At 55.6% G+C, this 12,655-nt stretch carries 14 protein-coding genes; 12 read left to right on the top strand and 2 right to left on the bottom strand.

What is annotated here, in order from left to right; translation table 11 throughout:
• The first annotated feature begins 22 nt into the window (after nt 1-22).
• Entirely contained in the window at nt 23-421 is a 399-nt protein-coding gene (locus tag ACHUEV_RS11560; RefSeq protein WP_394179981.1) for a hypothetical protein, read from the top strand.
• Here the strand turns inward: ACHUEV_RS11560 and ACHUEV_RS11555 are convergent.
• Nucleotides 378-1,352, bottom strand: a complete 975-nt coding sequence (locus ACHUEV_RS11555) for a glutathione S-transferase family protein (protein ID WP_394179979.1) — start codon at nt 1,350-1,352, stop codon at nt 378-380. The two genes, ACHUEV_RS11560 and ACHUEV_RS11555, sit on opposite strands and share 44 nt — an antisense overlap.
• Before the next feature lie 158 nt (nt 1,353-1,510).
• On the opposite strand from ACHUEV_RS11555, the gene ACHUEV_RS11550 reads away from it, so the two are divergent.
• From ACHUEV_RS11550 to ACHUEV_RS11505, 10 genes are all read left to right on the top strand, one after another.
• Nucleotides 1,511-2,302 carry an HAD-IIB family hydrolase gene (locus ACHUEV_RS11550; protein ID WP_394179977.1) on the top strand — a complete coding sequence of 264 codons (792 nt, stop codon included), beginning with the start codon at nt 1,511-1,513 and terminating at the stop codon, nt 2,300-2,302.
• Between the two features lie 16 nt (nt 2,303-2,318).
• Nucleotides 2,319-3,539 (top strand): glycosyltransferase family protein, encoded by a 1,221-nt coding sequence (locus ACHUEV_RS11545; protein ID WP_394179975.1) that lies wholly within the window; start codon nt 2,319-2,321, stop codon nt 3,537-3,539.
• A 204-nt stretch (nt 3,540-3,743) separates the two neighbouring features.
• A complete protein-coding gene (locus tag ACHUEV_RS11540; protein WP_394179973.1) occupies nt 3,744-3,965 on the top strand; it encodes a DUF6732 family protein in 222 nt (73 codons plus the stop codon).
• Nucleotides 3,962-5,197: a sirohydrochlorin chelatase gene (locus ACHUEV_RS11535; protein WP_394179971.1), complete on the top strand. Its 1,236-nt coding sequence runs from the start codon at nt 3,962-3,964 to the stop codon at nt 5,195-5,197. Before ACHUEV_RS11540 ends, ACHUEV_RS11535 begins: the two co-directional genes overlap by 4 nt.
• Before the next feature lie 65 nt (nt 5,198-5,262).
• Entirely contained in the window at nt 5,263-5,898 is a 636-nt protein-coding gene (locus ACHUEV_RS11530; protein WP_394179969.1) for a precorrin-8X methylmutase, read from the top strand.
• Nucleotides 5,891-7,093: a precorrin-6y C5,15-methyltransferase (decarboxylating) subunit CbiE gene (cbiE, locus tag ACHUEV_RS11525; protein WP_394179967.1), complete on the top strand. Its 1,203-nt coding sequence runs from the start codon at nt 5,891-5,893 to the stop codon at nt 7,091-7,093. Before ACHUEV_RS11530 ends, cbiE begins: the two co-directional genes overlap by 8 nt.
• The gene (gene cobI, locus ACHUEV_RS11520) at nt 7,090-7,791 is read left to right on the top strand and encodes a precorrin-2 C(20)-methyltransferase (protein WP_394179965.1); all 702 of its coding nucleotides are present in this window, start codon (nt 7,090-7,092) and stop codon (nt 7,789-7,791) included. Before cbiE ends, cobI begins: the two co-directional genes overlap by 4 nt.
• Nucleotides 7,782-9,587, top strand: coding sequence for a precorrin-3B C(17)-methyltransferase (cobJ, locus tag ACHUEV_RS11515; RefSeq protein WP_394179963.1), 1,806 nt, complete (start codon nt 7,782-7,784; stop codon nt 9,585-9,587). Before cobI ends, cobJ begins: the two co-directional genes overlap by 10 nt.
• Nucleotides 9,588-9,639: 52 nt before the next feature.
• The gene (gene cobM / locus ACHUEV_RS11510) at nt 9,640-10,407 is read left to right on the top strand and encodes a precorrin-4 C(11)-methyltransferase (protein ID WP_394179961.1); all 768 of its coding nucleotides are present in this window, start codon (nt 9,640-9,642) and stop codon (nt 10,405-10,407) included.
• Nucleotides 10,408-10,496: 89 nt separating this feature from the next.
• Complete coding sequence (locus ACHUEV_RS11505) at nt 10,497-10,844, top strand: hypothetical protein (protein ID WP_106357897.1); 348 nt, start codon at nt 10,497-10,499, stop codon at nt 10,842-10,844.
• A gap of 7 nt (nt 10,845-10,851) precedes the next feature.
• Here ACHUEV_RS11505 and ACHUEV_RS11500 read toward each other — a convergent pair whose 3' ends face one another.
• Complete coding sequence (locus ACHUEV_RS11500; RefSeq protein ID WP_394179959.1) at nt 10,852-12,021, bottom strand: MalY/PatB family protein; 1,170 nt, start codon at nt 12,019-12,021, stop codon at nt 10,852-10,854.
• A 111-nt stretch (nt 12,022-12,132) separates the two neighbouring features.
• Between ACHUEV_RS11500 and def the strand changes: the two genes are divergently transcribed.
• Entirely contained in the window at nt 12,133-12,654 is a 522-nt protein-coding gene (gene def, locus ACHUEV_RS11495; RefSeq protein WP_106357895.1) for a peptide deformylase, read from the top strand.
• The last annotated feature ends 1 nt before the right edge of the window (nt 12,655 follow it).

Genomic DNA, 12,655 nt, shown 5'->3' with positions numbered 1-12,655 from the left:
TAACCAAATAACCGGAGCAAAAATGCACGTCTTAATCGTCCAAAGCAATGCAAACCTAGGAGATCTGTGGAAGCGGCATCTGGAACGTTTGCGTGCGCGGGTGACTTTGGTGCAAACGGGTGCCGAGGCGCTGCAAGCGCTAGAAGGTGACACGTTCGAAGTGATTGTGCTTGATCTCGTCTTGCGCGAAGGCAGCGCATTGGCGGTTGCCGATGTGGCCCAATATAGGCAGCCCAACGCGAACGTCGTGTTCGTGACAGACACGACGTTCTTTTCTGATGGATCGATCTTTAACCACAGCCCTAATGCACGCGCCTTTATCGAAAGCACGACGCCCCCCAAGGATCTAGCCGCGATTGTCGAACATTATGGCCAACCTACCCCCGACCGTGCGGAGCGTCGAAGTCGATCTGGGGGTTAACTGGGATGATCCGGTTAGGGTTAATCGTGTCGTGGCTATAGTGATAGTGACGCACGATATGGTCCATGTTCACTGTCTCGGCCACGCGGGGGAACTGATATAGTTCGCGCGTAAAACCCATAAGGTTCGGATAATCGGCGATCCGCTTGCGGTTACATTTAAAGTGCAGGTGGTATACGTTGTCGAACCGGATCAGCGTTGTCCAAAGGCGCCAGTCGGCCTCGGTTATTGTGTCGCCCATAAGATAGCGATTTTCGCCAAGCCGTTGCTCGAGCCAATCAAGGCTTTCAAACAGTGGATATACGCCATCTTCGTAAGCCGACTGCGTTGTCGCAAAGCCGGATTTGTAGACACCGTTGTTGACCGTGTCGTAGATGCGTTCGTTCACTGTCTCGATGTCGCCGCGCATGTCTTTTGGCCAATAGTCATCGGTATTGCCGGTGATGTCATTAAAGGCGCTGTTAAACATGCGTATGATTTCAGCGGATTCATTGGAAACGATGGTTTCGCGCTTCTTGTCCCACAGAATAGGAACAGTGACCCGCCCCGATATGTTTGGATCAGCTTTGGTGTAGATGTCGCGAACGAAGGGAAGACCGAATAGTTTATCGCCGGTGGCACCTTCGAAGTCGGTCCCAAAAGTCCAACCGTCCGACAGCATGTCAGGGTGCACGACCGACACGTCGATATGATCTGTCAAATCCTTGATCGCCCGAAAGATCAGGGTGCGGTGCGCCCATGGGCATGCGTAGGATACATATAGGTGGTATCGCCCACTTTCAGCCTCGAACCCGTCTTTGCCTGATGGACCAGAGCTGCCATCTGGGGTGATCCAATTGCGGAATGCCGTGGTCGAGCGCACGAATTTTCCGCCAGATTTCTTTGTGTCGTACCATGCGTCATCCCAGACACCGTCGATCAACTGACCCATTGTGGCCTCCTTTAATTTGCTTGTCGCATAGGTAGCCTATGTTCAAATTATGACAAATGCCGTTTCGGGCGCAGTTATCGTGCGTGTATGCACAGAATGAAAATGCTGCACCTGCAAAAAGAATTTTCTTCAAAGGGTTGCATCCCGCTGGGCGACATATGAACCTGTTAAATATGAAAGCATGTTCTTCGCTTGTCGTTTTCTCTGATCTCGACGGGACATTATTGGATCATCACACTTATTCATGGTCCGCTGCGCGGCCAGCGCTGGATATGCTGCGCCGGATCAAGGCCACGCTAGTTCTATCAAGTAGTAAAACAGCGGTTGAGATCGCTGAAATTCAGGCGGAAATAGGGATTTCTGGGTCGCCCGCCATCGTTGAAAACGGCGCAGGATTGTTGACAGATCAAGCTAACGACCCCGCCACATATCATCAGCTTTTGGAGGTTCTAAATAACCTACCTGATGAGCTGCGGAGCAGGTTCGAAGGCTTTGGCAACATGGATGTTGCCCGTGTTGGTGAAATAACCGGGCTTGATGCTGCACGTGCAAAACACGCAAAAGCGCGCGCGTTTTCGGAACCGGGCCTTTGGTCTGGCACTGATGAAGGTCGGGCAGAATTCATCGCGGCACTTGCTGCGCATGGCGTGTTCGCACGTGAAGGCGGCCGTTTCTTAACGCTGTCATTTGGCGCAACAAAGGCGGACGGCATGGCGCAGATTGTGGCCAGCGTCAAACCACATCATACCATTGCGCTGGGCGATGCGCCCAATGATGTCGAAATGCTAAATGCCGCTGATTTTGGCGTGATCGTCGCAAACCCAACACGCCAGCCGCTACCCCAATTACCCGGCGAATCCACGGGCCGCATATTTCGCACCACACTGCCGGGGCCGGCCGGATGGAACGAAGCGGTCCTTAGATTGGTTGAACAACTAGATCTACATTAAGAAAGAGAGCAAGCTCATGGTCGATTTTCATCAGAACGGTAATATCGCAACGCTGCACAATTTGCGCACGCGGTCGCTCTCGGAAATGACATATGAGCTAGAGACATTTGCGCAGTCGCGCAAAATGTCTTTGATCTTGCCTTGCCTCTATTCTGAACTTGAGACCGACGCGATGCCAAACATCTTGGCCGAGCTGTCAAAGGTTACTTATCTCCACCGCATCATTATTGGCCTTGATCGCGCGACCGAGGAACAGTTTCGGCATGCCAAGAAATTCTTCGAAGGACTGAACCAGAACCACGTTGTGATCTGGAACGATAGTCCCCGTATGAAAGCGCTTGAGTCGCGTTTGGACGCGCTGGGCCTTGCCCCGACAGAGCAGGGCAAAGGCAAGAACGTTTGGTCTTCTCTGGGGTATTTGATTGGCTGCGAGGATAGCGCGGTCATGGCGATCCATGATTGCGATATTTTGACCTATACGAACGATATGCTGGCGCGGTTGGTCTATCCGGTCGCGAACCCGACTTTCCCGTATCAGGTCGCCAAAGGGTATTATGCGCGGATTGGTAATGAGAAACTAAACGGTCGCGTGACGCGTCTGCTGGTTAGCCCGCTGTTGATCGCACTCAAACGCGTGATCGGGGACCGCGATTACCTCGATTACCTACGCAGCTTTCGGTATCCGCTCTCGGGTGAATTCGCGATGCGTACGAATATCTTGCCGGACCTACGCATTCCATCAGACTGGGGGCTAGAGATCGGCGTGCTATCCGAAGCATGGCGTAACCTTGCGCCCAAAGCAGTCTGTCAGGTCGAGATTGCAGATGCATACGACCACAAGCATCAGGAACTAAGTCCCGAAGATGCAGCTGCAGGGTTGAACCGTATGTCCACTGACATTTGCAAGGCGATCTTTCGCAAATTGGCGGCAGATGGCACGATCTTTACGGGCAACGTATTCCGTACGCTCAAAGCGACCTATTACCGCAGCGCGCTGGATTTGTTGGATGCTTATTACAACGATGCGCAGATGAACGGGCTGACGATTGACCGCCATTCCGAGGAACGCTCGATTGAGATGTTCGCCGAAAATATCATGCGGGCAGGGCAGTTTTTCTTGGAAAACCCGCATGAAACGCCTTTTATCCCGACGTGGAACCGGGTCAATTCTGCCGATCCAGATTTTCTGCGTGATATGCAAGAAGCGGTCGCCGCCGACACTGCGGAATACAAATGAGGCCGCGGACTGACCATTAACCGCCGCTTATCTGTTTGCTCCGAAGCGGTTGGCGCTTTATACGAATCCTCAGACGAAGCCCCTTTCAGGGCCAGAACGGTTGGAGGCGCAGCGGTTGACCCAAAACGGGGACCAAAGCACCACGTCGTCGAATCCCGCGCAGCGCGTGGGACTTCTGGTCGTGAACCGAAACGGAGAGACCAGATGCGCGTATTACTCACACTGACCATGGTTATGACCGGTTCTGCCGCCGCCGCACATCCCGGCCATTGGGCCGAAGCTGCAGGCCACGATCACTGGATCGCTGGTGTGGCAATTGGTCTGGCAGGTTTGGCCGCAATCTGGGGTGCGATCAAAGGCAAAAAGGCCGACGAAGACTCTGAAGAAGTCGAAGACGAAGAAGAGATCGAAGGCGAAGCAGCATGAAAACTGGCGTTATGATCTGCGGCCACGGTTCGCGTAGCCAGTCCGCCGTCGATGAATTTGCGACTTTGGCGGAAAAGCTGCCCGCGTATCTGCCCGACGACTGGCTAACAGATTACGGCTATCTTGAATTTGCAAACCCGGTGATCCGCGACGGCCTGGACCGTTTGCGTGAAGCTGGGTGCGAACAGATTTTGGCAGTGCCGGGCATGCTGTTCGCCGCGATGCACGCCAAGAATGACATTCCTACGGTGTTGAACACATACGCGACCAAGCATGGCGTCAACGTGAGCTACGGTCGTGAATTGGGCGTTGATCCCAAGATGATTGCCGCTGCAGCCGGGCGTATCCAAGAGGCCGTCGATAAGGCGAATGCTGAACACGGTGCAATGCCGCTTGCTGAGACATGTTTGGTTGTCATCGGTCGCGGTGCATCTGACCCCGATGCGAACGGAAACGTGTCCAAAGTCGCGCGTATGCTTCAAGAGGGCATGGGCTTTGGCTGGTGCGAGGTCGGGTATTCCGGCGTGACTTTCCCGCTGGTCGAACCTTGCCTACAGCACGTTGCGATGCTGCCCTACAAGCGTGTGATCGTGTTCCCATACTTTTTGTTCTCGGGCATTTTGATCGACCGTATCTACGGGTTCACCGATCAAGTTGCTGAAGAACATACCGGTATCCAGTTCATCAAAGCAGGCTACTTGGGGGATCACCCAAAAGTGCTGGAAACCTTTGCCGAACGGATCATGGAACAAAACAGCGATACCCCGCCGCCTAACTGCGGTATCTGCGGTTATCGTAGCCAAGTTCTGGCACTGGAAGACGGCCACACACACAGCATTAGTGTCGAAGAACGCAGCCATCCGGCCTTTGGCGCGGTGCCGCCGCCGACCTGCGTGCTCTGTAAATACAGGACACAAGTCCTTGGGTTCGAGGGCGAGGTCGGTGCGGTGCAAGAAAGCCACCACCACCACGTCGAAGGGCAGGGTGCCAATGCGCCCGGTTCCAATGTCGAAGACTGTCAAATGTGCGATAAGTTCTGCACGGGTATGTGCCGTTTGGACATGGGCCACCACCACCATCACCACCATGATGATCACCATCATCACGATCATGACCACGGTCATGGGCACCACCATCATCATGACCACGACCATGATCACCACCACGCGCCTTATCCACATGCTGACCACCCGCATGGGCCAGAAAGTGCGCGAAAAATGCGGAAAAACTGACCTCGCTTTGGTCAAAATACTCCGGCCAGAGGCTCTGGCCTATCCACGATAATGAAAGCCTGATTTTGCGTCCCTACGAAAAAGACCCAAGCGCTATCTACGCGCAAAGCTTTGCGACTGTCCGTGCCGAGGCACGGCTAGAACGCTTTGCCCCTGACATGCGCCCGCTGATTACGCGCGTTATTCACGCGTGCGGTATGGTCGAAGTTGCCGATCGGCTGGCGTTTTCGCCCAACGCCTATGCCGCTGGACATGCGGCATTGCAGGCGGGTGCGCCAATCCTTTGCGATTGTGAAATGGTTGGGGCAGGTATTATCCGGCGGTATCTGCCTGCGGAAAACAATGTCATCGTGACGTTGAATGATGCAACGGTTCCTGCACGCGCCGCTGAAATCGGGAACACCCGCTCTGCCGCCGCAGTTGAACTGTGGAAGGATCACTTGGAGGGGGCGGTTGTTGCCGTTGGGAATGCACCGACAGCGTTGTTTCACTTGCTTGAACTGATTGATGCGGGCGGACCGAAACCTGCCGTGATCCTTGGCTTTCCAGTCGGGTTTGTTGGCGCGGCCGAGAGCAAAGCAGAGCTGGCCGCCAATCCACGCGGCTGTGAATTCGTTGCATTACGTGGGCGGCGCGGCGGGTCGGCGATTGCGTCGGCCGCAGTAAATGCACTGGCAGCGGGGCTACCGGAAGATGTCTGATCCATGGCTACACATTGTTGGTATCGGTGAAGATGGGCTTGATGGGCTTGTCCCGGCGACACGCGCCGTCATCGAGGCCGCAGAGGTTATCATCGGCGGTGAGCGTCACCATTCGCTTGCGGGAAACGTTAATGCTGAACGGCTTGCCTGGCCGTCGCCATTCGACGCAATGGTTGAAACGATAAAAACGCTGCGTGGTCGCTGCGCTGTGATTTTGGTTACTGGCGACCCGCTTTGGTTTTCGGTAGGTGCGCGAATTGGTCGTGCAATCGATCCGTCCGAAATCATCTATCACCCGCAGCTTTCAGCATTTCAGTTGGCAGCCGCGCGGATGGGATGGTCTTTGCCGGATGTCGAAACGCTAACCGTGCATGGACGCCCAGTCGAACAAATGATTGCCTTTATCCAGCCCGACGCACGGCTTTTAGTGCTGACGACTGGTGCAGAAACGCCGGGACAAATCGCACAGTTCCTGTCTGATCGTGGCTTTGGTAAATCACGTATGACAGTGCTTGCCGCGATGGGCGGCAAGGACGAGGCGCGCTTTGATGGGGTTGCAGAAAGTTGGGATCATGTCGTCCCGGCGTTCAACACACTGGCGGTTGAATGTGTCGCCGCACCCGATGCCGCGCTTTTACCACGCGTTCCGGGCCTTGCGGACAACCTGTTTCAATCTGACGGCACCATGACCAAGCAAGAGGTCCGCGCAGCGACTGTCGCTAAGTTGATGCCGATGCGTGGTGCGTTGTTGTGGGACATCGGCTGTGGTTGTGGATCAGTCGCGATCGAATGGATGCGTGCCGCACGTTACGCTCGGGCCATTGGGATTGAACCTCGCGCAGATCGCCGGGCGATGGCAGCCGCAAACGCGCTCGCGTTGGGTGCGCCAAAGCTGTCTATCGTTGAAGGCGCCGTACCAGAAGCACTGGATGGTCTAGAAGCCCCCGACGCGATCTTTATTGGTGGCGGATTAAGCCGCCCAACGTTCGAGGCAGCGTGGGCTGCCTTGCGTCCGCTGGGCCGCTTGGTCGCGAATGCTGTTACGTTAGAAAGCGAAGCCGAACTGATCGCGTTGCATAAAGAGTACGGTGGTGACCTCGTGAAAATCTCGACCCACCGGGCTGAACCAGTCGGCCGTTTGACCGGATGGCGCCCCGCGATGCCAGTCACGCAGTGGAGCCTTGTGAAGCGATGACCGGTGTTTTGTACGGTGTGGGGCTTGGCCCCGGTGCGCCTGATTTGATCACGCTACGCGCCGCGCGTTTGATCGAAGACGCAAAGGTCGTTGCCTATCCATCTTTGGCTGGCGGTGACAGTTTCGCCCGTGCAATTGCCGCTGATCTAATCGCGCCAGACGCGCAGGAAATTGTCATGGATGTTCCGATGACGGTTGAACGTGCACCGGCGCAGGCGGCCTATGATACTGGTGCCGCGCAAATAGCGGCGGCGCTGGATGCGGGACGTGATGTCGTTTGCCTATGCGAAGGTGATCCGTTCTTTTACGGGTCTTTCATGTATCTCTATGCCCGCCTATCCGACAAGTATCAGGTCGAGATCGTGCCAGGTGTGACCTCTATCACCGCTTGTGCAGCGCGTGCCGGAATGCCGCTGGCTGCACGTAATGAACGGCTGACTGTACTGCCGGGGCCATTGCCCGAGGGTGAATTGCGCACGCGTATCGAAGGTGCGGAAAGCGTGGTGATCATGAAGGTTGGTCGCCATCTTGCTAAAATTCGTGCTGTGATCGATGACCTTGGTCTGACTGACACGGCGATGTATGTCGAACGCGCGACACTTCCCCAAGAGGTCGTGTTGCCGTTAGCGGAGGCCCCAGAAAAGGCTCCGTATTTTTCAATGATTTTGCTGACAAAGGGGGCCGATCCATGGCTTTGAAACCTGTAGTTTTGGCGTTGTCCCGGTCAGGAGAGGCAACTGCGCACCGCGTTGCCGCTGCAATTGGCGCACAAGTGCATGGCCGCGACGGCCGTGTTGAAAAGGCTGATGCCTTTTTCCCGAATGCACTGGATCACGCGCGTGATTTGTTCGCGGCGGGCGTGCCAATTGTGGGGGTCTGTGCGTCAGGTATTTTGATCCGCGCCGTTGCGCCGTTGCTGTCTGATAAAACGACCGAGCCACCTGTTGTGTCGGTGTCCGATGATGGTGGCGTTGTTGTTCCCCTATTGGGTGGACATCGCGGTGCGAACCGTCTGGCGCGTCAGATTGCCGGTGCTTTGGGCGGTGATGCTGCTGTCACGACAGCCGGTGATGTCGCAATCGGCGTGGCCTTGGATGAACCGCCTGCAGGGTATCGTTTGCACAACCCCGAAGACGCCAAAGGCGTTATGGCCGCTTTGCTGGCTGGTGGCGGCGTGACGTTCACCGATGAAGAACTGTTTGATGTCACATTGCCCGAAGGTGGGGATGTTGAAATCCTTGTGACCGAGGCCGCGAGCGAAGGAAACGCGAGCAAGCTTGTCTACCATCCCCAGCGTTTCACGCTTGGGCTTGGCTGTGCGCGCAATGCAGATACCGAAGAAATGTGGGAACATGTCCAAGGTGCGCTGCATGCCGCTGATGTGGCACCGGGTGCTGTGGCCTGTGTGGCGTCGATTGATCTTAAGGCTGATGAGCCTGCGATTATCGCTGTTGCTGCCCGACTTGGTGTACCTTTGCGTGTGTTCACAGCTGCTGAACTTGAGGCAGAGGCTGGCCGCTTGGCGAACCCATCTGAAGTGGTCTTTGCCGAAGTAGGTTGTCACGGCGTCTCTGAAGGGGCGGCACTTGCTGCGGCAGGTTCTGATGCGGAGCTGTCTGTTGCGAAAAGCAAAACCGCAAATACGACCTGCGCTTTGGCACGGTCGGATGACCCTATCGTAAATATGCGGGGTCGCGCACGTGGAACGCTTTCGATTGTGGGGATTGGACCGGGGCAGGCGACTTGGCGCACGCCTGAGGTTTCGAAACTCGTGTCCGAGGCGGAAGAACTGGTCGGTTACGGTCTTTATATTGATCTGCTGGGACCGCTGGCCATTGGCAAAGAGCGGTCTGATTTCCCGCTGGGCGGCGAAGAAGACCGTTGCCGTTATGCGTTAGAGCAAGCGGGTAAAGGTAAGAACGTCGCCTTGGTTTGTTCGGGCGATGCCGGGATTTATGCGATGGGTGCTCTGGTGTTCGAATTGCTAGATCGCGGCCCAGATCAGATGGGTGTTTCGGACGCAGCCCGCCGGGTAGAAGTGATTTGTTCTCCCGGTGTCAGCGCATTGCAAGGTGCCGCTGCACGTGCAGGCGCGCCTCTTGGGCATGACTTCTGCGCGATTTCGCTGTCAGATCTGCTGACCCCGCGTGAGGATATAGTGAAGCGTTTGAATGCTGCGGCTGAGGGTGATTTTGTGATTGCCTTCTATAATCCGGTGTCGATGCGTCGCCGGACGTTATTGGCCGAGGCGCGTGATATTTTGTTGCAGCACCGCCCTGCTGATACGCCTGTGATGCTCGCGTCATCACTTGGCCGACCAGAGGAACATGTGCGTTATCGTCGTTTGGATGAATTGCAGGTGGATGAGGTCGATATGCTGACCGTTGTGTTGGTGGGATCGTCACATTCACGTCTGGCGCAGTTGGGAACTGGCCCGCGTATGTACACACCACGTGGTTATGCCCGTAAAATTGATGGGGATCTGGCTGGGTGACGCGCTTTCGCTAATACGAAAGACGCCCCACCCGCCATCCCAAGGAGACAAGATGACAGTATTTTTTATCGGCGCCGGTCCGGGTGATCCGGAGTTGTTGACGCTTAAGGCAGCACGGCTGATCGGCGAATGCCCGGTTTGTCTATATGCCGGGTCTTTGGTGCCAGAGGCCGTTGTGGCCTGCGCACCTGACGATGCGCATGTGATGGACACCGCCCCAATGACGCTGGATGAAACCCATGCTGAAATTCTGGCGGCCCATGCAAAGGGGCTGAACGTTGCGCGTGTGCATTCGGGCGATCCATCGCTATACGGTGCGATTGCAGAGCAAATACGCCGGCTAAAGGCTGACGGAATTGACTATCAGATTGTTCCCGGTGTGCCAGCCTATGCCGCAGCTGCTGCGGCGCTGGGGACTGAGTTAACGGTGCCAGAGGTTGCGCAGTCTATCATCCTGACGCGGATGTCGATGAAATCGACAGGTATGCCCGAAGGCGAGACGCTAGAAAATTTTGCCCGGACCGGTGCCACCTTGGCGATCCACCTTGGTATTCGTGCGTTACGTGAGATCGAGCGCCAGCTTGCGCCATACTATGGCGAGGACTGCCCTGTTGCGGTGGTATACCGTGTTGGTTGGCCGGATCAGCTGATTATTCGCGGCACGCTGATGGATGTCCGCGAAAAAGTGCGCGCCGCAAAAATTACGCGTACAGCACTGATTATGGTCGGTCCTGCGCTGTCGGATTCCAATGGTTTTCCGGATTCCGCGCTTTATGACGCGGCTAAACCGCATGTGTTGAGGCCAGTTCGAAAGGCGTAACTAATACCAATTTCCTACCTCTTGGGGAAATTCGTTACTTGATGTTTACAGTTCTGTGGGCATGCTAGTGCGTATTAGGAGGGGGAAGTATGTATGAGTTTTTGCCAGAGGCGGTGCGCCTGGGCTTGGAAGAAGCCCGTAAAGCTGCACTAAAACGCAAGGATCGTTTGTCGGTGCACGACGGCGATGACACGTATCGGATACGTCGGTTCTGGGATGGGGGATTCGCCCTGGACCTTGACGCGTCAGATCGTTTGCGCGGCCACGTCGATATTTATGATGGGCCAAAGCACCTTTATCAGTGTCTTGTCGTATCGTCAGTCGCTGAAGATAATGAACGCGTCTTTGAATTCAAATGGCTGCGCCCAGTGACGGACCGGCCTGCTGCCGATTATGTCATGCCAGAGTTCGCTCCAGCAGGTTTGCTGGAGCGCTAAGGTATTCTTACTGAAGGTCGCTGAACGCCTTTTGCATCCGTGCGATGGCGTCTTCGATCTGTGCTTTGGGTGCGCCTAGGTTAAACCTTAGGAAGTTATCGCCGCCGGTCCCGAACGTCGGGCCATGATTGGCCGCGATCTTGGCGGTTTGTTCAACGCGGTTGGTGAATTCTTCGCGGGTCATGCCTGTGCCCGAGAAATCGACCCAGGCAAGGTAGGTTGCCTCAAGCGGCATTGACGAAAGGCCGGGGATCGCGTTGATCCCGGCGTCGAAAATCTTGCGGTTCTCGTTCAAATATTCACGTAATTCATCGACCCAAGCAGCACCTTCGGGGGAATACGCAGCCGTCGCCATGTGTAGGCCAAAGCTGTTTGCCGAAATCCCAAGCGCGGCCATCCGCCCACTGAATTTTGCACGAAGATCGGGGTCTTCGATGATGACGTTGCCGGAATGGCTTCCTGCGATGTTGAACGTCTTGGTGGTGGCCGTCATCATCACGAGCCGATCAGTAATACCGTCGATGTGGCGCATCGGGATGTGCGTTTGGCCGGGCATGGTTAGATCGTGGTGGATTTCGTCAGACACAAGGATCAGGTCGTGCCGTTTAGCAAATGCCGCGACGCCTTCTAATTCTGCCTTTGTCCAGACGCGCCCGCCGGGGTTATGCGGCGAACACAGGATAAGCATCCGTTCGTTGCCCAACATCTGCGCATCATAGGCGTCGAAATCCATTTCATAGCGGCCATCGTTGTTGACCAATTCGCATTCGACAACTTGCCGGTTAGCAGCATGAATGACTCGTGCAAAGGCATGATAGACGGGCGTGAACAGCACGACGCCGTCGCCGGGTTGTGTAAACGCATCGATGCAAAGCGCGGTGCCATTCACCAGACCATGGGTGGTGAAAATCCACGACGGATCAATGGTCCAGCCGTGCCGTTCCTGCATCCACCACTGAATGGCCGCGCGGTATTTGCTTTCGTCACCAAAATACCCATAGACGCCGTGATCCACCATGTCTTGGACGGCTTTTTTGATTGGGTCAGGCGCGCGGAACTCCATATCGGCGACCCACATTGCGATACCTTCATCGGGGGAAACACCATAGATGCTTTCCATCCCGTCCCATTTGACACAATGGGTGTTTCGGCGATCAACAGGGGTATCGAATGTCATGGGGCTCTCCTTGGCTGATTTGCGCAGGGTCGCGCAGATGAAGGGCCATGTGCAAGCGCGATATTGTACCCCCTTCTTGCGGTACACCGGGTTAGCGATTAGATCACCCGCATGGCTTTACGAAATATTCTTATTCACCCTGATCCTCGGCTCAAGAAGGTGACAGCACCCGTCGCATCGGTGTCGGACGACATCCGTCGTTTGGCTGATGACATGTTGGAAACGATGTATGATGCACCCGGTATCGGGCTCGCGGCACCACAGGTTGCGCAGATGCTGCGCATGATTGTTATGGATTGCGAAAAAGACGAAGGCGCGACACCTGCGCCCATGGTCCTGATCAATCCGCAGGTCGTGTGGTCGTCGGATGAACGCAGCGTCTACGACGAAGGCTGTCTTTCGATCCCTGATCAATACGCCGAGGTCGAGCGCCCAGCAGAGGTCGAGGTAGAATGGCTGAACCTCGATGGTAAAACTCAGCGCGAAAAGTTCGACGGGTTGTGGGCGACATGCGTGCAGCATGAGATTGATCACTTGGATGGGAAACTGTTCATTGATTACCTGAAGCCGCTTAAGCGCCAGATGATCACTCGCAAGATGCAAAAGCTGAAACGCGAAATGGCGCGGGGCTAGG

The sequence above is a fragment of the Yoonia maritima genome (assembly GCF_043641945.1).
Taxonomy (GTDB): domain Bacteria; phylum Pseudomonadota; class Alphaproteobacteria; order Rhodobacterales; family Rhodobacteraceae; genus Yoonia; species Yoonia maritima_B.
The sequence above is the reverse complement of the archived record's forward strand: the minus strand, read 5'-3'. Positions and strand labels throughout refer to the sequence as shown.

Excerpts from the sequence above, each read along its gene's own strand:
- ACHUEV_RS11540 (WP_394179973.1), top strand. The coding sequence starts at position 3,744 with ATGCGCGTATTACTCACACTGACCATGGTTATGACCGGTTCTGCCGCC.
- cobM (WP_394179961.1), top strand. The coding sequence starts at position 9,640 with ATGACAGTATTTTTTATCGGCGCCGGTCCGGGTGATCCGGAGTTGTTG.
- cobJ (WP_394179963.1), top strand. The coding sequence starts at position 7,782 with ATGGCTTTGAAACCTGTAGTTTTGGCGTTGTCCCGGTCAGGAGAGGCA.
- ACHUEV_RS11545 (WP_394179975.1), top strand. The coding sequence starts at position 2,319 with ATGGTCGATTTTCATCAGAACGGTAATATCGCAACGCTGCACAATTTG.
- ACHUEV_RS11500 (WP_394179959.1), bottom strand. The coding sequence starts at position 12,021 with ATGACATTCGATACCCCTGTTGATCGCCGAAACACCCATTGTGTCAAA.
- ACHUEV_RS11560 (WP_394179981.1), top strand. The coding sequence starts at position 23 with ATGCACGTCTTAATCGTCCAAAGCAATGCAAACCTAGGAGATCTGTGG.
- cbiE (WP_394179967.1), top strand. The coding sequence starts at position 5,891 with ATGTCTGATCCATGGCTACACATTGTTGGTATCGGTGAAGATGGGCTT.
- ACHUEV_RS11555 (WP_394179979.1), bottom strand. The coding sequence starts at position 1,352 with ATGGGTCAGTTGATCGACGGTGTCTGGGATGACGCATGGTACGACACA.
- ACHUEV_RS11550 (WP_394179977.1), top strand. The coding sequence starts at position 1,511 with ATGAACCTGTTAAATATGAAAGCATGTTCTTCGCTTGTCGTTTTCTCT.
- def (WP_106357895.1), top strand. The coding sequence starts at position 12,133 with ATGGCTTTACGAAATATTCTTATTCACCCTGATCCTCGGCTCAAGAAG.
- ACHUEV_RS11535 (WP_394179971.1), top strand. The coding sequence starts at position 3,962 with ATGAAAACTGGCGTTATGATCTGCGGCCACGGTTCGCGTAGCCAGTCC.
- cobI (WP_394179965.1), top strand. The coding sequence starts at position 7,090 with ATGACCGGTGTTTTGTACGGTGTGGGGCTTGGCCCCGGTGCGCCTGAT.
- ACHUEV_RS11505 (WP_106357897.1), top strand. The coding sequence starts at position 10,497 with ATGTATGAGTTTTTGCCAGAGGCGGTGCGCCTGGGCTTGGAAGAAGCC.